This is a genomic window from Micromonospora andamanensis (assembly GCF_016863495.1).
GTDB classification, from domain to species: Bacteria; Actinomycetota; Actinomycetes; order Mycobacteriales; family Micromonosporaceae; genus Micromonospora; species Micromonospora andamanensis.
The window spans coordinates 55,963-77,566 of sequence record NZ_BOOZ01000034.1 but is presented as its reverse complement, the minus strand read 5'-3'; the positions used below and the strand labels follow the sequence as shown (position 1 = coordinate 77,566).

The window sequence follows — 21,604 nt, the reverse complement described above, 5'->3', positions numbered from 1 at the left end:
GGCTTGTCGGTTCGTCCTGCCTGGATTCGGTCCACTGTGGCCCTTGTGGTGCTGGCTGGCTCCATCGCCACGCTACCGCCGGCTACCCGCGCCAACGCCAACCTCGCCGACCCGTGCCCGGGCGATGTGCAATCCGGAGTGGCCTCGGAGCATGCAGCTCAGGCTCTGGCCGAGAAGTGCGACGCTCCCGTGGAAGTGCTGGAAGCGGCCTCGGAGACGACGAAGGTCTTTGCCCAGCCCTCCGGTGACTTCACCTTCGAGTCGTGGGCCGAGCCGCAATGGACCAGGCAGGACGGCAACTGGACAACGATCGACACCACGTTGACGGTAGGGCCCGACGGCCTGGTGCGACCTGTGGCTTCGAGCGCCGACGTGGTCTTCTCGCCGGGCGGGAAGGGTGCCTTCGCCACGATGACCGGGGGTGGTGCCAGCTTTTCACTCGGCTGGGCGGACCCACTCCCGCCGGGTGTGATCGCCGGAGACAGCATCACCTATCCGAACGTGTACCCGGACGTTGATCTCGTGGTGCGTGCCGAGCGGGGTGGCTTCTCCCACCTTCTCGTAGTGAAGAGCGCAGCGGCGGCAGCCAATCCGCTGGTCCGCGAGACGGAGTACGTCGTGGGCGGTACGGCGACCGTGTCTGCCGTTGGTGGAGGGGTAACCGTGTCTGGCCCGGAGGGCCTGTTGGCGGCAGCCCCGCCGGCCAGAGCATGGGACTCGACGCTCAAGGACGCCGGTTCGCGGTCCGGATTCCTGGTCGACGGTGCGCCGTCCCATCAGAATCTGAATCGGTCAACCGCTCGCGGCCCGGCAGACTCGGCGAAAACCGCGCCCGTCGATGTACGGGTCAGCGATGGGCTTCTGAGTGTTTCCGTCGCCCCCGCGTTGCTCGACGCCGGCCGGTTCCCGATCTTCATCGACCCGACCTACGACAAGAAGTGGGCCAGCTGGGCTCCGGTGAACGACTCCAGGCCGAGCACCCAGTGGACCTCCGGCAGCGACTGGCCCAGAGAGGTCGCCCGGGTGGGATCGAACTACGAGGACCACGGAGACATCTGGCGATCGCACTTCTACTTTGACACATCAGTCCTGGCCGGCAAGCGGCTGATCGACAGAGCCAGCCTGGATGCCTACGTCGTGCACACGGCCGACTGCGACGGTGAGTCGATCTCCGTCTGGCAGACGAATTCTCTGGCCGCCAACACGCCCACCTGGAACGGCATGAAGGACAAGTGGCTGCACGGCGAGCCGCTGCAGACCAAGCTGGGCAAGGCGAACGGCGGATGCAGCCCTTCCCAAGATCCCAACTGGATGTCTTTCAACGGCACGCAGATTGGCCACCATGTTCAACGCCACGCAGACGAAGGCCACACCTCGATCACCTTTGGTCTGCGGATGGCGACCGAGAGCGGTGGACGGTGGGCCAAGTTCGACCCGGCCAAGGTCAAGCTGATCACGGAGTACCAGCACAAACCGCATTCGCCGGTGGCGGTCCGGACCACCCCTGGCGGTGCCTGCGCCAAGACTTCGCCGGGGCCGTGGATCACCAACCGCACGCCGACGTTGTGGGGCAAGGCCAGCGACGGCGACGGCACCGTCAAGATCCGGTTCGACCTCAACGGTCCGACCAGTCCCGCCGAAAGCACCTCGGGTTCGACCAAAACGGGTGCCGAGCGTTCCTGGCCCGCGCCCACGCTGGCCGAGGGGAACTACAACTGGCGGATCCGGGGCACCGACGGAGTGGACGACACCGACTGGACAAGCCTCTGCTACTTCCGGCTGGATCACACCCCACCCACCGCACCGGTGGTCACCCGTACCTCAGGCACCCCGATCGAGGGTCAGCCCGTGACGCTCTCCTTCAGATCGTCCGACGCTCGCTCGGGAATGAAGCAGTTCGCGTACGGCATCGGGGTCGACGCCCAGCAGAACTTCAAGGCGTCGACGGGCACGACCACCCTCACGTTCACGCCGGAGGTCGGACGTACGGTCGTCTACGTCTGGGCCCAGGACATCGCCGGTAACTACTCGGTGCGTACCGCCTACAACTTCTTCACCGGCCGCATCACCGAGGCCCAGTCACAGGGTGCTTGGCGCTTCGACGGCGACGCCCTCGACGACTCCGGCCAAGGCCATGGCCTGACGCTCGACAGCGGCGTTGGTTACGGTTCCGACCGGCGTGGCAACGCCAACGCCGCGCTGACCTTCAACGGCGGAAGCTGCGCGGAGACGTCACCGGTGATCAGGACTGATGCCGAATACACCGTGGCCGGCTGGGTCAAACTGACCGACAAGGCGGCCAACCGCGCGCTGGTCACGCAGGCTGGTGTGACTCGCCCCTCCTTCTACGTGCAGTACCACGCGGCCAGCGACCGTTGGGAGTTGGCAATGCCAAGTGGCGACGTTGCGACGCCAACCTGGGCGTATATCCAGGCTGCAGTGTCCCCGCCGTTGAATGGCTGGCAGCACCTGGCAGCTACGGTCGACCCCGTCGCACGGGTCATGCGGCTTTACGTGGGTGGTCAGCTTGCCGCCGAGGGAGCGATCCCGTTCGTTCCCTGGAACGCGCAGAGCAAATTCATCGTGGGATGCGCCGCAAGTTCAACCGGTCAGTGGCATCAGATGCAGGGCTCGATCGACCATCTCGGGGTTTGGCAGGGTCTGCTTTCCGACGCCCAGATCGCTCGCGCCGCCACCGAACTACCTGCGGGTGAGGTCGGCCACTGGCAGTTGCGTGGTAGCGGAGTCGAGTCCACCGGCCGTTCTTCGGACCTTTCGTTGGCGGAGACTGTGGCCTGGACGGAGGACCAGTACGGACGCACCGAGTCAGCGATCGAGCTGAACGGCACGCAGTGTGGGCGGACCGGTGAGTCGGTCGTACGTACCGACGAGTCGTTCACCGTCGCGACGTGGGTCAAGCTGGCGAATGTCGGCACCGGTAACCAGACGATCATCGGCCAGGACGGTAACCGGGTGGGTGGTTGGTATCTGGGTACCCGCTTCACCAATGGTGTTCCGTACTGGACGCTGATGATGAAGGATTCCGACGACGAGAGTTCGACGTCGCGGTGGACGAGTTCGTCCACCCCGGTGACCGGTGACGTTGGCAAATGGACGCATATCGCTGGCAGCTACGACACCTCCACGCAGCGCATGAGCCTATTCGTTAATGGTGCCCTGGTGCACTCGATTACGCGGCCTGTGGCGCCGTGGAAGGCCAACGGAGCGATGACGGTTGGTTGCGTCCTGCATACCGGCGTCCATACCGACTATGTTCATGGCGCAATCTCGGGGGTCAGGGCGTGGCGGGGGGTGCTTGCCGCCGCTGAGGTGGCCAGGGTGCACGGTGGCAACCCGGGTGTGAAGCTGGAGGGGATGTGGCCGCTGGACGGCCCAGCGAGCGATACCCCTACCTATCTGACGGACTGGTCAGGTAACGGTCGCGACCTGACCATCACTGGACCGTATGCCTGGGCGCGTGACAGGGGTTTTGGTCGTGACGGTGCACTTGGCCTGGAACTCTCCGACAACTCCTGCGCGGAGTCAGCCGGCCCGGCGGTACGAACCGATGCCTCGTTCACCGTGGCCGCATGGGTGCTGCTCGAACAGACGAGCGACCACCACACCGTGATCTCACAGGTCGGCAACGTGCACGGTGGCTTCTATCTGAAGTACAACCCGACCCACGATCGCTGGCATTTCGGCATCCCGTCAACCGGGAACAGTACCTCCGCCATCTGGCACACGGCTGAATCGCAGCAGCCGCCCGAGTTGGGTACGTGGACGCACCTGGCCGGTGTCTACGACGTTGCGGCCGGCAAGATTCGGCTCTACGTCAACGGTGAGTTGCAGGCAGAGGCGCAGGGTCCCACCACGCCATGGATGGCTGCCGGACCGACGTTGATCGGATGCAACGGTGCAGCCGACGGACGCCGCTGGGCACCTCTGGGTGGCGTCGTGGACGACGTACGCGTCTGGACCTCCACCGTCGATCCGGATCGGATCGCTGACCTCGCTGCTCTCTGAGCCAAGGGGAGGGGCGGTCACCGGCCGCCTCTTCCTTCCCGCCTGACTTCCCCACCCCCTCTGCGTCAGGAAGGTGTCATGTCGCAGCCTCGCACCGTCCCCTCCCGTCCCCGACGACTCGTCACGTTCGGCACCGTCGCGGTGCTGGTGGCCTCGACCCTCGCCGCGACTCAGCCAGCCCAGGCGGCCAAGGTGCCCTCCGGCGATCGTGAGGTCAAGACGATCGCGGCCGAATCGCTCCGGCGAGCACCTGTCGACCAGACGCCGCTGCCTGACGACGGTGGCCGATGGACCGGAGCGAAGCGGGCGACGTGGCCAGCGGCGGGTGAGACCAGCCTTGCGGTCGCGGAGGCTCGGCCGGACCGACGTCTTGACGGCGACAGGCAGTCCGGACGGACGGTGCGGGGGACCGCGGGCGGGCTACCCGTCACGGCCTCGGCCGTCGCCGGTAAACGTGCTCCCGACCAGGCGCGGGTGCAGGTCTTGGCCGAGCAACACTCGCGTCGGCTAGGTGTCAGTGGCCCGGTTGTCGTCGTTGACGGCAGTGCCGGCGCGATCGAGGCGGCCTTCGACTACGCCGGGATCCGGGAACTGTACGGTGCCGGGTGGGGTGAGCGGCTGACCCTCAAGCGGCTGCCGGCCTGCGCGGCGACCACCCCGCAGCGGTCGGAGTGCCAGGAGATCGAGGCGGTCCAGGCGACCAACAACCCCGTCACCAGTACGGTCTCGACTCAGGTCACGCTCTCGGGAGCGGCACCGATGGTGTTCGCCATCACGGCCGACGAGTCCTCGGAGGAGGGCGACTACAAGGCCACCGACCTGAAGGCGTCGGGCTCGTGGACGGCGGGAGACAGTTCCGGTGCGTTCTCGTACTCGAACCCGCTGCGGCTGCCCCCGGCGGAGGGTCCGCTGCCAGAGGTGTCGTTGGACTACTCGTCGCAGGTGGTGGACGGCCGGATGGCCGGTGCCAACAACCAGGCGTCGTGGGTCGGCGACGGCTGGGAGTATGCGCCGGGATTCATCGAGCGTTCCTACGTCACCTGCACCGACGACCGCGACGCGGTCGACGGCACGGACCCGAACAACAAGGACAAGAAGACCTACGACCAGTGCTGGAAGGGTGACTCCCACAACGTCACCGTCTCGCTCAACGGCACCAACGCCTCGCTGATCAGGGACGACAGCAGCGGCACCTGGCGGGTCCAGAACGACAGCAACTGGCGGATCCGGCTTGAGGGCGCGGCAGCGACGTCGGGCACCGCCACGACCGAGCGGTGGACGATCACCACTCCGGACGGCACCCGGTACTTCTTCGCCAGCGAGGTCACCTCGGCGAACTCCCGATGGACCATCCCCGTCTTCGGCAACCACGATGGCGAAAAGTGCCACGCCACCGCCTTCAAGGACTCGTCCTGCAAGCAGGCGTGGCGGTGGCTGCTGGACAAGGCCGTGGACGTGCACGGCAACACGGTCCGCTACTACTACGAGAGCGAAACCGGTTACTACGGTGCGGCCGATGACAAGGACAACCGGCAGTCGTTCCACCGCGGCGGCCACCTGAAGCGGATCGAGTACGGCCTGCACGCGGATCACCCGAGCGTCGCGGCCACCGGGCGAGTGGTGTTCGACGTCGCCGACCGGTGCCTGGCCACCGAGTGCCACAAGGACGGCAAGCCGGTCAAGGCGAACTGGCCGGACGTACCGTGGGACAAGTACTGCGATGCGGCGCCCTGCACCGACAAGCTGGCTCCGGTCTTCTTCACCACCAAGCGGCTCACGAAGATCACCACTCAGGTGCGGAACGGTAGTGACTTTTCGGACGTCGAGTCGTGGGCGCTGACCCACGAGTTCAAGGCACCGAAGGTGGCCGGGTCGGCATCGCTGTGGCTGAAGGAGATCGTGCACGCCGGGCACGTCGGCGGCACCGTCACCGAGCCGGCGGTGCAGTTCACCGGAGTGGAGCTGTCCAACCGGGCCAACGTGCTCGCCGGAGCGCCCTTGTTCTCCAGGTGGCGGATCCAGAACATCCGTACCGAGTCTGGCGCCGACATCCACGTCACGTATTCCGAGCCGGACTGCGACTACAACGACGTGCCGGCCGCGCCGGAGAACAACTCCCGGCTCTGCTTCCCGGTGTACTGGACACCGGACGGCTACGCCTCGCCGAAGTTGGACTGGTTCCGCAAGTACGTGGTCAACGAGATAGCCGAGATCGACCGCACCGCCGACCAGCCCGCCATCACCACCAGCTACGAGTACTCCACCACCGGCGGCGGCACGCCGACGCTGTGGGGTTACGACGACAGCGAGTTCACCAAGAAGAAGCACCGCACGTACGGACAGTGGCGCGGCTACTCCCAGGTGGTCACCAAGGTCGGTGAGCCCGGCCAGGGCGTACCACTGACCACCCGGAAGCGGTTCCACCGTGGCCTGCACGACCAGCCGTTGCCCGGCGGAGGGCGACGTGACGTGCAGGTGTCCGACTCTGAGGGCAACACCTTCGCCGACCACCCGGCGCTGGCCGGTATGCCTCTGGAGGAGGCGACCCTCGACAACTCGACACTGGTCGAGGCGTCCACCACGCAGTACTGGACCCGCCAGACCGCCGAGCGTGACCACGACGGGGGTACCGCCCGCGCGTACCTGAGTGGTCCGTCGGCGCAGATGACCCGGAAGCTTCTCGCGCCGAACAAGTGGGCGCGTACCGAGTCCCGGACGACGTACACCTCGGAGGGACTGCCGGAAACGGTGTCCGATCTGGGAGACACCGCGAGCACCGGCGACGAGACCTGCACCCGCACCACGTACGTCAGCAACGACACCGCATGGATCCGGGCGGCCGTGTCCCAGGTGGAGACCGTCGCCAAGGCATGCGGTTCGACGATCTCCCGCCCGGACGACGTCGTCTCCGACGTCCGGACCTACCACGACGGCTCGAACACCCACGGTGCCACCCCGAGCGCAGGGTTGGTCACCCGCGAGGACACCCTCGACACCTGGAACGGTGGACCGGTCTACGCCACCACCTCCCGCACCAGCTACGACGACCTGGGCCGGGTCGAGAGCGTGACGGACGCCCGCGGCGGCGTCACCACCACCGCGTACACCCCGGCGGGACCGGGTCCGGTGACCCAGACGGTCACCCTCAACCCCCTTCAGCACAAGGTCACCACCTATCAGCAGCCGGCCTGGGCCGAGCCGACCGCGGTGGTCGACGCGAACAACAAGCGCACCGACCTATTGCACGACCCGCTGGGCCGACTCACCAAGGTGTGGTTGCCCGGCCGGGCCAAGGCGACCCAGACGCCGAACCTGGAGTTCGGTTACCTGGTACGCGCCGACGGGCCGCTGGCCGTCACCACCAAGCGGCTCGGTCCCAACAGCAACTACATCACCGAGATCGGGCTCTTCGACTCCCTCTACCGGCCGGTGCAGACCCAGGAGGACGCCCTCGACGGCCGGCGCCTGGTGTCCTCGACCGGCTACAACGACCGAGGTCTGGAGGCGTACCAGGCAGGTCCGGCATACGTCACAGGCCAACCCGGCACCGGGCTGCTGGAGCTGAACCCGGGCGCCGACCGGGTGCGGACGGTGTTCAGCCACGACGCCGTCGGTCGGGTGATCAACGAAGGGCTGTGGTCAGGGGACAGTCAGCTCTGGGCAACTGTCACCGGTTACGGCGGTAACCCGGACGGCTGGCAGGTGACGGTCACCCCGCCGCTCGGCGGCACCGCAACCGCCACTATCAGTGACGTCCACGACCGGACGATCGAGCTGCGTCAGTTCCACGGTCGCACCCCCACCGGTGGGTTCGACACCACGACGTACTCGTACACCCCGCGCGATGACCTGAAGACCGTGACCGGCCCGACCGGCAAGGTCTGGCAGTACGAGTACGACCTGCGGGGACGGGAGCGACGCACCACCGACCCGGACAAGGGCGTCACCACCCTGACGTACGACAACAGCGACGACGTGACCTCCTCGACCGACGCGCGGGGCGAGGTGGTTTCCACCGAGTACGACCTGCTCGGGCGGCAATACAAGCGTCTGGTCAACGGACAGCTCGCCGCAGAGTGGACCTACGACACCGTCGCCAAGGGCCACCTGACCAAACAGCTGTCGATCGTCGACGGCTACCACTTCACGCGTCAGATCTTCGACTACAACGACGCCTACCAGGTCCGCGACGAGGAGTCGGTCGTGCCGGCCATGCCCGGCCTGGCCGGTGCCGCAGGCACCTACGTCTCCACCTTCACGTTCAAGGTCGACGGCTCGCCCGAACGGGTCAATATGCCGAGGGTGGGTGGTCTTGAGCGCGAGATGCTCAACCACACCTACGACGACCTGGGCAACGTGACCCGGCTGGTCGGCACGTCTTCGCCTTCCGGAGCGGTGAACGTCTACGTCGACGACGCCACCTACTCACCCTACGGCGAGCTGCTGCAACGCAAGCTCGGCGTCAACAACAAGCCGCAGGCGTACCAGACCTACGTCTACGACGACGTGACCCGGCGGCTGGCCGAGTTCTACTTCGACCGCGACGCCAGCATCACAAACGTCGCCGCCCTGAACTACAAGTACGACCCGGCGGGCAACGTACTGTCGATGGCCAACCGGCCGCAGGACAACGACGGCAACGCCCGGCCCGGTGACAGCGACGTCCAATGCTTCCAGTACGACCAGTTGCGTCGGCTCACCCAGGCATGGACGCAGAGCACGAACACCTGCGCTGCCAACCCGCAGTCGAGCGATGTGGGTGGAGTGTCGCCGTACTGGAAGTCGTACGCCTATGACAAGGCCGGCTCCCGCGAGTCGGTGACCGACAAGCGCACCGGTGTGACCTCCACGTATGGGTACGCCGCCAGCGGCGGGCAGCCGCACGCGGTGCGGACGGTCACCACTGGCGAGCGGGTCGACCACTACGACTGGGACGCCATCGGCAACCTGACCTACCGGCGGGTCGGCGGAGTCACCGAAACCCTCGACTGGAACGCCCAGGGCAAGCTCAGCGAGATCACCGGACCCGACGGCACCACCCGGATGCACTACGACGTGGACGGCAACCGAATCGCCCGAATCGACCCGAACGGCGACGCCACAGTTTTCGTGGCCGGCCACGAGCTGACCGTCTCCGGTCAGAACAAGACGGCGACCCGCTACTACGAGCACGCCGGTGATGTCGTCGCCTCGCGTACGGCGTCCACTGCCAGCGGCGCGAAGGACCTGATCTGGCTGGCGTCGGACCAGCACGACTCGGCCCACTGGGCGGTCAACTCGGTGACCCGGGTCGACACGGTCCGCTACTCCGACCCGTACGGAAACAAGCGTTCCGGTGGCGCTGGCGGCACCTGGCCGTCGGGCCAGCGTGGCTTCGTTGGCGGTATCGAGGATCCGACGGGCTTGTCGTTGCTGGGTGCCCGGTTCTACGACGCGGCGCTGGGCGCCTTCATCTCCGTTGACCCACAAACCGACGAATACGACCCGCAACGGATGCACCCGTTCGCGTACGCGAACAACAACCCGATCACCTTCGCCGACCCGGATGGGCTCTTCTGGGGCAAGGTCAAGAACGCGGCCAGCCGGGCCGGCAACGCGGTCGCCGGCGCCGCCACCTCGGCCGTCAAGACCGTGGTGAACAACGCCGGAACGATCTCGGCCGTTGCTGGCACGGTGGCGATGGTGTCCGCTGTCCTGCCGCCGCCGGCACAGGTGGTCGCAGCGGCGGCCGGTGCTGTCGCCGCAGTGGCCGGTGCCATCGACACCATCAAGACCTGCTCGGGCGGCAGCGGGGTTGACTGCGCTATGGGCGTAGCCGGGATGGTTCCGGGCGTCCGGCAGGCCAAGACCGCTGCCCGAGGTGCAAGTGCGCTAAAGAACGCCGCGCGAGGGCGGATAGGCGACGCTTGTGAGGCGCCGAATAGCTTCCTGCCTGGAACCCAGGTATTGATGGCCGAAGGTGCCTATAAAGCAATCGACGAAATCCGTCTCAATGATCGCGTTGCGGCTGCGGATCCGGTCAACAAGAATGAAGGTGTCAGGCCAGTCGTCGATCTGATCGGTGGCGAAGGCGGCAAGAAGCTTGTAGATGTTGCGGTTGATGTTGATGGCGACGGAACGAGTGATGGTTCTGTCACCGCGACCGATGGTCATCCCTTCTGGGTCGACAACCAGCGGGACTGGTTGCGTGCCGAGAATCTGCGTTTCGGGGATCTGCTCGTGACCTCGAACGGTTCGCTAGTCGCCGTTGTTGATGTAGTGGCGTATGAAGCCTTCGCGAGTGTGTACAACCTAACGGTCGACGAATTGCATACGTACTATGTCCGCGTAGGCGAGTCGGACGTCCTTGTGCATAACTGCGGTGGTCTCAAGGAGGTGTGGAATCGCTGGAAAGAAAGCGAGAACATCAACCGGAATAAGCAGGACGGCCATATCCTTGGCACCAAGGCTCATGCGAATCGAGTCAAGCCGAATCCCGCTGGAAACGTCAAGTCGACATCGATCTGGCGTGGCAAGCAAACTTGGGCGCGAATTCACACCCGCCTCGCCTGGACCTTCGGCAAGAGGACTTCCAACCGAGGCACTGAGGAAAGGATTCTCCGCCTTCCCTGGAGAGTGGGCAGTGTGAACGGCAAGGCGCAGAATCAGGTCCGGGTGACGCAGAACGCGCGCAGACAAATTCATGGCTCCCCTTGGGGAAGGCCGGGGTGGCGGCCATGGTGGCGCAAGTTACTCAACTTCCGCTAGAACTCCCCTCCGCATAGGACCGCTGATCATTCAGATTGTAGAGGCTGTCGGTTCGTTTTCTTCGTCCTGTGCTGAGGCACTTCTTCCGGTAATATGAGGTTGCAGATCCAGCGCTAGATGTTGTCAATTGGCCGGATTGGAGTGAGTTGGGATCATGACGGCTGAAGCCTTTGTCGAATTCGCCGAACGCACCTATGGCAACCTCAGGGCACCCGACTTTTCTCAGCTGCAGAACGCCATTGAAAGGCGCCCGTACGCTGCCCTTGTTGAAAGGCTGGCTCAGTTTAGCCTGGTTCAGGATGACGAGCACAACTCTTGGCACGATGATGTGGCGTTATGCGTCCTGCTGTCATCTGGCGACTGGGGGGCAACCTTGTGGTTGTCGTACGTAGCCCCGTACGCAGCGATGATCGCAGGGCCGAATGACTCGCGGCCGAGGTTGCTTCGCGACGAAGACTTCGTCTATTCCGGATCGGTGGCGTCAGGATGGCTGGCTCAGATCAGGTCGGTGCTGGAATCGGCAGGACTTTGGGTTCTTCCGCCGCGGCTTCTTCGACAGGAAATGGAATTCTACTCGGTCGAGGATGGTCAAGTGCAGAAGATGCCAATGTTACGGGTCTTCTTCACCGACCTCGAGGACCACTTCTCATTCGAGGAAGGATGAGGGATACACGGACCTTTTCCTTGAGGACCTGCAGTGAAGTCGGCGCTAGCGCGCCGGGCAGCGTTTGCCGTCCGGCGGGACGGTGAGGTCGATGAGGTATGCGTCGACGGCCTCGGTGATGCAGGTGGTCTGTGGGTAGGCGGTGTGCCCCTCGCCCTCCCAGGTGAGCACCCGCCCCACGCCCAGCATCTCGGCCAGGGCCGGGGTCTGTTCGTACGGCGTCGCCGGGTCGCCTGTGGTGCCGACGACAAGGATCGGCGGGGCGCCCTCGGCGCGGCCGGTCGGGTAGGGGTCGCTGCCGCCTGGCCACTCCGTGCAGGAGACCAGGCCGGAGGCGAGCGGTGCGCCGAAGAGCGGGTACCGGGTCCGCCACTCGGACTGGAGCTGGCGAATCCGCTCCAGGTCGGGGCGTTCCTCCTCGTCGGCGCAGTTGATGGCCAGGTTGGCGTCGAAGAGGTTGCTGTAGCGGCCGTCGTCGTCGCGGTCGGTGTAGTTGTCGGCGAGCCGGAACACCTCTGTCGGGTTGCCCTCGTTCAGCCTGTCGATGGCCTGGGCGAGCTGCTGCCAGCCGGGCTCGGAGTACAGCGACGAGACGATCGCGTAGAAGATCCAGCCGGCGGTGGCCTCCCGCCCGTCGGCGGCGCGGACGGGGGAGACCTCGGCCTTGTCGATCGCCGAGGTGACAGCTGCCCGGGCGTCCGGGGCGATGGGGCAGCGGCCCGCGTTTGCCGCACACCACCTGGTGAAGTTGTCGAAGGCGCGTTCGAAGCCCTTCGCCTGGCTCTCCGAACCTTCGATCAGACCTTGCCGTGGGTCGACAGCGCCGTCGAGCACGAGCGCCCGCACCCGCTGCGGGAACAACTGGGCGTACGTGGCGCCCAGCAGGGTGCCGTAGGAGTAGCCGAGGTAGGTCAGCTTCTCGTCGCCCACGGCGGCCCGGATCGCGTCGATGTCGCGGGCGGCCTGCTTGGTGCCGTACAACGGCAGCTGGTCGCCGTACTTGGCGCCGCAGCCCTGACCTATCTGCTTGTTGAGCGCGACGAAGTCGTCGAACGACGCCTGGCTCTCCGGGTCGGGGTTGTAGCCGAAGACGGCGTCGAGGTCGGCATCCGAGATGCACTCGACAGGGCTGGACCGGGCCACCCCACGCGGGTCGAAGCCGACGATGTCGAAGCGTTCGAGGATCGAGTCGGGCAGGCCGCCGTACTGCTCCCCGAAGGTGAGGTAGACGGCGGTGTCGACGCCCGAGCCGCCGGGGCCGCCCGGGTTGATCAGCAGAGAGCCGATCCGGTCGCGTTGGTTCGTGGAGCGGGCCCGGAGCAGCGCTATCTCGAAGGTCTCACCGGCACCGGGACCTGTCGTGGCGGCGCTGCCGCCCGCCCAGTCACGGGGCACCTGGATGCGGGTGCACTCGTACCTGATGTCCGGTGCCTGCCGCCCGACCACCTCGTCGGCCACCTCCGGGCAGGACCGCCAGGTCGGCGCGGACCCCGGTGCCGCGGCCTCGCCGTCGACGTCGGTGCGCGGCGCGAACGCCGGCAGCGTGCAGCCGGCGGTGACCACGACGGCGGCGGTCAGGCCGGCCACGGTGAGCCGGAAACGGCGGATCCGGTCGGGCGTACGGGTCACGAACGAGCCTCCGTGATCAGATCGACGGCGAAGCTATGCGGACCCGGTCGACACCGCCGGGTCACCCCGCAGCACCTGGTCCACGTCGAACCGGACCGGCCGGTCAAGTTGATCGTATCGGCAGGAGAGCGGGTCGCGGTCGGGTCGCCAGCGGACGAAGCGCGCGGTGTGCCGGAACCGGTCACCCTCCATCGCGTCGTACGCCACCTCGACCACGAGTTGCGGGCGCAGCGGCTCCCATTCGAGGTTCTTCGTGCCGGTCCACCTGCTGACCCCGCCCGGGATGCGCTGCCCACGCTCGTGGTCGCCGTGCACCCACGGGTGCTCCGCCCCGGTGTCGCGGTAGGGGGCCAGCTCTTCCAGCAGCTCGGCGCGGCGGGCCATGGTGAACGAGGCGCTCACCCCGACGTGGTGCAACACCCCGGCGTCGTCGTAGAGGCCGAGCAGCAGCGAACCGACCACCGGGCCGGACTTGTGCCAGCGGAACCCGGCCACCACCACGTCGGCGGTGCGGGCGTGCTTGACCTTGGACATGAGCCGCTTGCCCGGCTCGTACGGCAGGTCGGCGGGCTTGGCGATCAGCCCGTCCAGGCCGGCGCCCTCGAAGACGTCGAACCAGCGGCGCGCCACCTCGGCGTCGGTGGTGACCTGGGTGACGTGCACCGGGGGTCGCACCCCGGACAGCGCCTGCTCCAGCCGGGCCCGGCGGGTCGGGTAGGGGGCTTCGAGCAGGCTCTCGTCGTCGAGCGCGAGCAGGTCGAAGGCGACGAAGTCGGCGGGGGTCGTCTCGGCGAGCAGCTTCACCCGGGACGCCGCCGGGTGGATGCGCTGGGCCAGCAGCTCGAAGTCGAGGCGCGGCTGCCCGTCCGGGCCGTCGCGGCGGATCACGATCAGCTCGCCGTCGACAGCGCAGCGCGGCGGCAGTTGCCGTCGGGCCTGCTCGACCACCTCGGGGAAGTAGCGGGTCATCATCTTGCCGCCCCGGCTGGCCAGCTCCACCTCGTCACCGTCGCGGAAGACGATGCAGCGGAAGCCGTCCCACTTGGGTTCGTAGGTCATCCCCGGACTGGTGGGGATCGAGCTGACGCTGCGGGCGAGCATCGGCTCCACCGGCGGGTTGATCGGCAGGTCCACGCCGATCAGTCAACCAGACGGCACCGACAGCGGTGACCCGGATCACGGCCGCCCGGTGGGCGGCGTGTCCGCCTCAGGCCCGTCACGTGCCGTCCGGGCGAATCGGAAAACCGCAGGTCAGAGCTACTTTCGCGAGGTGGTGGAGTGGGTGTGCGGGTGCTGCGGACGGTGGCGGGTGAGCGTCGAGCTGATCCACGGCCGCTACGTGTACCGCCTGGTGCACCACTACCCCCGACGCTTCGGTGGCGGCAAGAACGTGCTCGGCGAGGTGGGTTCGGTGGACGAACTGGCCGAGCTGCTGCGTCGGCGTACCCCTGTCGACCTGGCCGACCTGCGCGAGGCCGCTTGAGCCCGGCGCTCAGTAATGGGCGAAGGAGCGGATCGGGGCGCGTGGGCCGAACTTCGGCGCCTGCACGGCGGCGGCCTCCAGCAGCCAGCAGACCCGGCCCCGGTGGCCCCGGAACGGCTCCAGTAGCTCCAGCATCCGGGCGTCGTTGCCGCGCGGCTCGCCGGCCAGCGCCCAGGCGACCGTGTTGGGTACGTGGTAGTCGCCGACGCTCACCGCGTCCGCGTCGCCGTACGCCACCCGGACCACCTCGGCGGCGGTCCACGGCCCGATGCCCGGGATCGACAGCAACAGCCGGGTGGCCTCGGTCGCGTCGGTGCACCGTTGCAGCCGGTCGGCCACCCGCGCGGCCCGCGTCAACGTCTCGGCCCGGCGCTGTTCCACCCCGAACGGATGGAAAACCCAGTACGGCGCGGCGGCGATCACCGCAGGGTCGGGTGGCAGCAGCAGCCGTACCGGACCCGGGGCCGGCTCGGCGAAGTGGCGCACGGTCGCCGCGTACCCCCGGTAGGCCTCCTTGCCGGTGACCTTCTGCTCCAGCACGGCCCGCAGCACCCGGGGGAAGACCAGCCCGCTGGTCGGCATCCGTAGCCCCGCCTGCTGGCTCGCCAGCCGGGCCACCACGGAGTGGGCGGCAGCGAGATCCGCGAATCCGGTCAGGTCGTCGCGGAGCCCGGCCACCGCGTCGGCGTGCTCGACCATCCAGCCGGCGCCCGGACCGTGCCCCTCGGCGACCAGATCGGCGCCCTCGGGGCGCAGGGCGAGGGTGGCCGGTCCGTCGGGTGTGCGCGCCGCCCACCAGAAGACGCCCGCGACGATCCGCGCGCACGGGTCGTACGGGCTGAAGGTGAGCGGGCGCACCGAAGCGGCGAAGCGGTAGCCGGGGGGTGTGCCCAGTACCCGGCGCGCATTCGGTTCCTTCCCGGTCACCACGTCACTGTGTCACCTCGTGCCGGCGGGGTCGTCGTGGACCCACCGGGACGTGACGGACACACGTTGCTCGGGTGATTCTCGGTAGCCATCCGTTCGGTTTTCGGCCCGCCTGATCGGCCAGGATTCTTGGGGCAAATCCCGCATCAGCGGATCTATCTGGCCTACCGCGTGTCGACACGGTTGCCGGCCGGAGGAGCGCGGCTGTCCCAGAGGTGAACACGCTGCTAGGGTCCGACCTGCGCAGGGTCAGATCCGCCCGGAAACGGCACGGTGAACCGGATGCACACCGTCCGGTCGTCCCTCGCGTATCACGGGGAGCTGTGCAGAAGGGTAACGGGGATGGTTGCCGGAGCTGTTGTTCACACAGAGCGCCTGGCGCACGGGGTTCGCTTCGGCGTCCCGCAGCGCTGATGGTGCCGTGACCGTCCATACCGAACGGCCGGCCGAATGATCGCGCTGCGCGCTTACCGTCTGCTACCGCCCGCTCTCCGGCGGCGGCTGCTGCACCTGCTCCCTGAGCACCGTCGGCTCGGCCTGGTGCGTACCTTCACCCGGCCACGCGGCAACGACGTCCTGCACCAGGTCGGCACGCGGGTGACGGTGACCGAGGCCGGTTCCCGTACCGAGGCCGAGGTGGTGTCCGCCGCGACGCCCCTGGAGATGTGGCACCGCAACCTGACGGCGGTCACCGTGGCCCTGGAGGCCGCCGGCATCGAGTACCACTGCCTGCGTAACGACGACTACCTGCGCAGTTCGGTGGCGATCCTGGTGGACCAGCGCGACGCGGTCCGCCGACTGGTCCAGTCGGCGCCGGAGCTGTCCGGCGCGCACGTACGTACCGTCGAGGTACGCCCCGGCCGCAACCAGCCGGATCTGGCACCCACCGAGGTCATCCAGGTGTGGTTTCCGGTGACCGACGTCCGGGCCGGGGTGGTGCTCGGTGCGCAGTTCGCCTGCGAGATCGAGTTCTGGAGCCGGGTGGGCGACGTCGTCCGCGCCCCCCGGCACAATGCGGTGATCGACGAGGCACCGGCCCTGGCCGAGCCGGTGCGGGTCGCCGCGGCGCTGCTCAGCCACTTCGTACCGGAGGCCGACGACCACACCTACGGCACCCGCCGCGACCTGACGGTCCGTGCCCCGGACCGGGTCGGCTTCCCGATCGACGCGGTCTACACCTGGGTCGACGGTTCGGATCCGGAGTGGCTGGAGCGCAAGCGGGCGGCGCTGGGTACCCCGGACGGTGAGCTGCACGCGATCGCGGCCAACTCGTCGCGCTACCAGAATCGGGACGAGCTGCGGTACTCAATGCGCTCGCTGCACAGCTTCGCCCCCTGGCTGCGCAAGATCTTCCTGGTGACCGACGGTCAGCTGCCCAGCTGGCTCGATCCGAGCCACCCGATGATCACCGTCGTCTCGCACGCCGAACTCTTCGCCGACCTCGGCGGGTTGTCGTCGTTCAACTCGCACGCCATCGAATCCCGGCTGCACCGCATCGAAGGGCTGGCGGAGCACTTCCTCTACCTGAACGACGACGTCTTCCTGGGCCGACCGTTGCTGCCGACCCACTTCTTCCACGCCAACGGGATCGCGAAGTTCTTCCTCTCGCCCGCACAGTTCGGGCTCGGCGAGGCGAAGCCCACCGACCCGCCGGTGAACGCCGCCGGGAAGAACAACCGTCGGCACATCCAGCGTCAGTTCGGCGTGACCATCACGCAGAAGATGAAGCACACACCGTTCGCCCTGCGCCGCAGCATCATGCACCAGATCGAGGCGGTGTTGCAGGCCGACGTGACGGCCACCGCGCAGCACCGGTTCCGCCACCACGAGGACCTCTCGATTCCCTCGTCGTTGCACCAGTACTGGGCGTACCTGACCGCGCAGGCGGTCCCAGCCGACATCGAGTACGAGTACGCGGACCTCGGCCACCCCTCGACCCCCGCCCGCCTCGCGGAGCTGCTCGAACGACGCCACCGCGACGTGTTCTGCCTCAACGACACCGACTCCGATCCGCGTGCCCTGACGGAGCAGGAGCGGATGCTTGCCGACTTCCTGCCCCGCTACCTGCCCTTCCCGGCGCCGTTCGAGCTGCCCGAGGAAACGGTGGCCGAGCGCCGCGAACAGGGTGCCAGCGCGCTGTGGCGCCGCTCCCGGCAGACCGCCCCGGCGAGCCGGCAGCCCAGCCAGGTCGACGCACCGACCCTGCCCAACACCAGATTCAACATGATCAGCGACCGCAGCCCGTCCTGATGCTTTCTGGTTCGGCCCGACTGTTGCAGGTTGTCAGGCCACGCACAGTTGCTGCTTGTTCATGTGCGCGGGTGCCGGCGGGAGGTTTCCCGCCGGCACGGGTCGTTGCCTACAACCGCGCCCGAATGGCCTGGTTCCGCGCGCTGCCGCGCTCGAACTGGCTCGCGACTGGGAAGTAGCTCTCGAGGAAGCCGGAGACGACTCGAACCTGCTCCGTCTCATCGAGATCGCCGTGATGGGTGTCGTTGAGGCAGAACGCGTCGTAGCCGCGGGTGATGAGAATCTGGGTCAACTGCGGGTGCTCGCTCGGGTCCCCGGTGTTGACGTAGCTGACTCGGATGGCTCCCTGTACGGAGCGCTGGGTGAGGTAGCCGTAGTAGTGATGCAGTGAGGAGGCGATCGACACATCGGCGTGGTTGCGCAACCGGCTTGCCGCAGTCCGCTCGACCTCCTCCGAGAAAGCCTTGTCAAGGTCGTAGGCGACGCTGCGGCGCATCGGGTACGGCGCATGCAACAGCCCGTGAGTCAGGACGCGGTCGAACGCCTCCCGGATCAGCCGGCGGTTGTTCTTTGCCGCGCTGAAGTTGAAGTCGTCCTCTTCGCTCACATCGACCATCGGGATGGGTGTCGGAGAGAGGAAGAACTGCGCCAACCCATTGCTACGGAAGAACAGGTTCGGTTGTACCGGTCTGCCCAGGAAGAAGTCGTCGTTGAAATAGATGAAGTGCTCGGCCAGCCCGTCGATATGGTGCAGCTGAGATTCGATAGCGTGCGAATTGAATGTTGGTAGCATGCCCCGTGAGCCGAACAGGTCCCGGTGGTCGATGACCTTGATTCGAGAGTGACCGGTGTCCAGCCAGTTCGGATTTTGTCCAGCCGTGACCAGGTAGATGTTTCGTACCCATGGGGCGTACATGTCGATGGAGCGCAGGGAGTAACGCAGTTCGGCGCGGTCACGGAACCGGGCCATGCTCTCCGCTGCGTCCACCGGGGACCTACCGGCCTCCGAAAGGAGGCTGTTCTTGCTTGCCAACCACGCTGGGTCGGCACCGTCGACCCAGGTGTAGACGACGTCGATGGGGAAGTCCACATCGGAGACAAGTCGTTGTGTGAAGGGTTCGATGGTGGGATGCTGCCGGTCCCGGATGGTAACGGTCGCCGGCACGATTGCCTCCGTCGGCACCGAATCGCCGAGCAGTGTCCGGCGGGTCGCCAGGAGCGAGTCCCCCTGAGCAGAGGGCACCCAGAACTCGACGTCACAGCCGACTGCGGGCCCGTAACGCAGAGTCCGTGACGGTGAAACGATGGGCTTGAACACCCGCAAACCGGCAGCATCAGCCGCCCGTGGCTCGCTAACCAGGCAGGCCGCGAGTGCCACCGAGGTGACTTTGGCGCCAACGGCCAGGGTCTCGGCGTAGTAGGGGGCCCTGGCGAATCTGCGGGCGAGCGCGGCCAGGGTCGCCTCCCGCTGCTCCAGCGGCACCACAACACGGTGCCGAACGCCCGCGTCACGGGCTACCCAGTACTGGATGCCGTGCTCCGTCAGTACATCGACCACTGCGCTGAAGTTGTCGTACGAGACGTCGGCTGGTGTCAGATCGTCACGGACTACGCTCAACCGGCCACCGCTGCGGATAAGGCCGGGAACTGCGTCCTCTATCTGCCTCTCAAGTGATTCCAGATCGGGTCCGACTGTCACGTGTCCTGGCCGGGGCGCGGCGGGTGCGAAACCAGACCCACCAGCCAGGGCCAACCAGGAGGCCAGACGATCAGCGCGTGTCTGCTCCTGCTGCGAGTGATCGGCGATCAGCTCGGTGAAGAGCTCTTCCCAGCGCTGCATGATCGGCTCGATGCGGTAGCGCTCGGCGGCGACGAGCGCGTTGGCACCAAAGTTCAGGCGCATCTCGTTATCGGCGATAAGCCGAATCAACGCCTGCGCGAGGTGGTCTTCGTCACCGGACGGAACCAACAGACCGTCCACACCGTGGGTGATGATCTCGGCTGGCCCGGTCTGGATGTCGTAGCTGACCGCTGGGACGCCTGCGGCGAACGCCTCCAGCAGGACCAGCGGCAGTGCCTCGCCGTCTCGGGAGGAGAGCAACGCGAGGCTGGCCTTGGCCCACTCCTCGGTCATCCGGTCGGTCGCACCCACAAGTTGCACGTTGTCGTGCAGACCGAGGTCGGCGGCGAGTCGTCGCATCTCCGGCAGCAATGGTCCGTCGCCGTAGACCCGCAATGTCCATTGCGGGTGAGCTGCAGCGACCTTCCCAAATGCCCGGATAGCGTGGTCGATCCGCTTCTCTGGCACCATTCGTCCGGCGATGGCCACCACCGGGTTGCGCAGGTCAGATTGGGGCCGGAAGCCGTCGGGGATGCTGTTGGGGATGACCTCCAAGCGTGGGGCGGAGGTGCCAAAGGTGTCGACGAACCAGTCCTTGGTCCGATCGGTGAGCACCACCAGAGCGTCCAGCCGTGGAGACATCTGGAAGAGCGGTTGACCGGTTCCGCCGCGCAGTTGCGACGGTCGGTGCTCCTGATGCACCGTAACGACCCCGGGAGGTGCCAGCCTGGTTGCCAGTGACATCAGCGCGGGTGACGACGAGACCAGAACATCGGCATCCAGGGACCGCAGTGCCTGCTCGACCTCAAGGTCGGCCAGGCGATTGAACTGCCTCTCCCATCGCTTGGGGATCAGCCGGCTATCGCTGCGAGCCAGTGCCTCGTATGCGGCGTCGTCGACCGACGAGGGCCGCAGAGGCCGAGGTGTGGGCCCGGTAAGGTCGACAAGGTAACGTCGCCGAACTCGCGCGTCGTTCGCGAAGAAGCTCGTCTCGCTGGTACGGAAGACGCTGATGACCTCGACCTGATGGCGGCGCGCCAAATAGTCGGCTTGCGTGAAGATGGCCCGTTCGGTTCCGCCGAGGGCGTCGGCTGTGTTCAGCAGGTAAGTAATCTTCATGTGGATGCCCCCGTAAAGTGCAGGCAGGCCACCGCGAGGTTGCCGGCCTTGGTGTAGTAGGGCCGGTATCCCACGAACCGTCGATCTTCGATCGTCACAGTGGTCCGGCTGACCCGTAGGACGGTCCGCGGATCACGTAGGTCGTGCAGAAACCGGCCGAGGCGGACCATTCGAGTTGGTGACGTGCGTACCCAGGCCTCCCAGATCACCTCGGCACCGGGCGGTCCAACGGCCAACTCAGCCACCGGGACCGTGAACTCGAACTGCCCGTTCACCGGGGCGATCGGGACCATCACATCGGCACCGTCACCGCGCGGGGTAAAAACGATCATCGGGTCTTGGAGAGAGCCGACGCCGACCAACCGACCGGAGATTCGTGCCTCGGTCGGCCCGGTAGCCAACCGGAGCACCTCAGCCCGAGCCTTGGCAGCTTTGACGGTAAGGTGCGCCAGCCCTTGGGTGCCGCAACCTGGCTCGAATCGCCAGCCGGAGACCGGGTGGGGCGGGTTCTGCACCGTGGGCCCATCGTGGTCTGCCGGCTCTGTCGTCTGCAGCGCAAACCGACGCTCACCGGTTGCTTCCGGCACAGCGACCACCACCGACCAGATCCCCTTGCCGAGCGAGATCTCATCAGGACCCGTTCCGAATGCGGCCCGTGCGGTCACCGAGATCCGGTCACCAATCGTCTCGGCCGACGCCGGGCACACCACCACTTTCGAGTTCTGGATGAACAGTAGGGTCGCCTGCTCGACGGCAACTGCGGAGGTCGGTAGTAGCGCGTGCACATGCAGTGTCCGCCCGTCGAGAACCGAGAAGTAGTCGCAGGTCGCCCTGGGAAGGTCTACAACGGGTTCGCGCAGTAAACGGGTAGTCCGCCGGGTGAGACGATCCGCCACTACACCCGCTCGTCGGCGAGCAC

The 21,604-nt window shown here is 66.9% G+C and carries 10 protein-coding genes; 5 read left to right on the top strand and 5 right to left on the bottom strand.

Annotation, left to right across the window (positions count from 1 at the left end; genetic code table 11):
• Positions 1-45 precede the first annotated feature (45 nt).
• The 3 genes from Van01_RS23965 (at position 46) to Van01_RS23955 (ending at position 11,437) form a co-directional block, all read left to right on the top strand.
• The gene (locus tag Van01_RS23965) at positions 46-4,026 is read left to right on the top strand and encodes a LamG-like jellyroll fold domain-containing protein (protein ID WP_204011812.1); all 3,981 of its coding nucleotides are present in this window, start codon (positions 46-48) and stop codon (positions 4,024-4,026) included.
• 78 nt (positions 4,027-4,104) lie between these two features.
• On the top strand, positions 4,105-10,773 hold the full coding sequence (locus Van01_RS23960; RefSeq protein WP_204011809.1) for a polymorphic toxin-type HINT domain-containing protein: 6,669 nt from the start codon (positions 4,105-4,107) through the stop codon (positions 10,771-10,773).
• A 154-nt stretch (positions 10,774-10,927) separates the two neighbouring features.
• A complete protein-coding gene (locus tag Van01_RS23955; protein ID WP_204011806.1) occupies positions 10,928-11,437 on the top strand; it encodes a hypothetical protein in 510 nt (169 codons plus the stop codon).
• Between the two features lie 45 nt (positions 11,438-11,482).
• On the opposite strand, the gene Van01_RS23950 is transcribed toward Van01_RS23955, so the two are convergent.
• Entirely contained in the window at positions 11,483-13,066 is a 1,584-nt protein-coding gene (locus tag Van01_RS23950; protein ID WP_204011803.1) for an alpha/beta hydrolase, read from the bottom strand.
• 33 nt (positions 13,067-13,099) lie between these two features.
• Entirely contained in the window at positions 13,100-14,200 is a 1,101-nt protein-coding gene (locus Van01_RS23945) for an ATP-dependent DNA ligase (RefSeq protein ID WP_204011800.1), read from the bottom strand.
• Positions 14,201-14,336: 136 nt separating this feature from the next.
• Between Van01_RS23945 and Van01_RS23940 the strand changes: the two genes are divergently transcribed.
• Positions 14,337-14,549, top strand: a complete 213-nt coding sequence (locus tag Van01_RS23940) for a hypothetical protein (RefSeq protein WP_204011798.1) — start codon at positions 14,337-14,339, stop codon at positions 14,547-14,549.
• Positions 14,550-14,558: 9 nt separating this feature from the next.
• On the opposite strand, the gene Van01_RS23935 is transcribed toward Van01_RS23940, so the two are convergent.
• Positions 14,559-15,476 (bottom strand): DNA-3-methyladenine glycosylase family protein, encoded by a 918-nt coding sequence (locus Van01_RS23935; RefSeq protein ID WP_204011796.1) that lies wholly within the window; start codon positions 15,474-15,476, stop codon positions 14,559-14,561.
• 450 nt (positions 15,477-15,926) lie between these two features.
• On the opposite strand from Van01_RS23935, the gene Van01_RS23930 reads away from it, so the two are divergent.
• Entirely contained in the window at positions 15,927-17,726 is a 1,800-nt protein-coding gene (locus tag Van01_RS23930; protein ID WP_204011793.1) for a stealth family protein, read from the top strand.
• Between the two features lie 109 nt (positions 17,727-17,835).
• Here Van01_RS23930 and Van01_RS23925 read toward each other — a convergent pair whose 3' ends face one another.
• Together Van01_RS23925 and Van01_RS23920 are read right to left on the bottom strand one after the other, a co-directional pair.
• Positions 17,836-20,685 (bottom strand): stealth family protein, encoded by a 2,850-nt coding sequence (locus tag Van01_RS23925; RefSeq protein ID WP_204011792.1) that lies wholly within the window; start codon positions 20,683-20,685, stop codon positions 17,836-17,838.
• Entirely contained in the window at positions 20,682-21,581 is a 900-nt protein-coding gene (locus Van01_RS23920) for a hypothetical protein (protein WP_204011788.1), read from the bottom strand. The genes Van01_RS23925 and Van01_RS23920 overlap by 4 nt, the downstream gene beginning before the upstream one ends.
• Between the last annotated feature and the right edge of the window lie 23 nt (positions 21,582-21,604).

Coding starts and splice junctions, on each gene's coding strand:
- Van01_RS23960 (WP_204011809.1), top strand. CDS start 4,105: ATGTCGCAGCCTCGCACCGTCCCCTCCCGTCCCCGACGACTCGTCACG.
- Van01_RS23955 (WP_204011806.1), top strand. CDS start 10,928: ATGACGGCTGAAGCCTTTGTCGAATTCGCCGAACGCACCTATGGCAAC.
- Van01_RS23930 (WP_204011793.1), top strand. CDS start 15,927: ATGATCGCGCTGCGCGCTTACCGTCTGCTACCGCCCGCTCTCCGGCGG.
- Van01_RS23925 (WP_204011792.1), bottom strand. CDS start 20,685: ATGAAGATTACTTACCTGCTGAACACAGCCGACGCCCTCGGCGGAACC.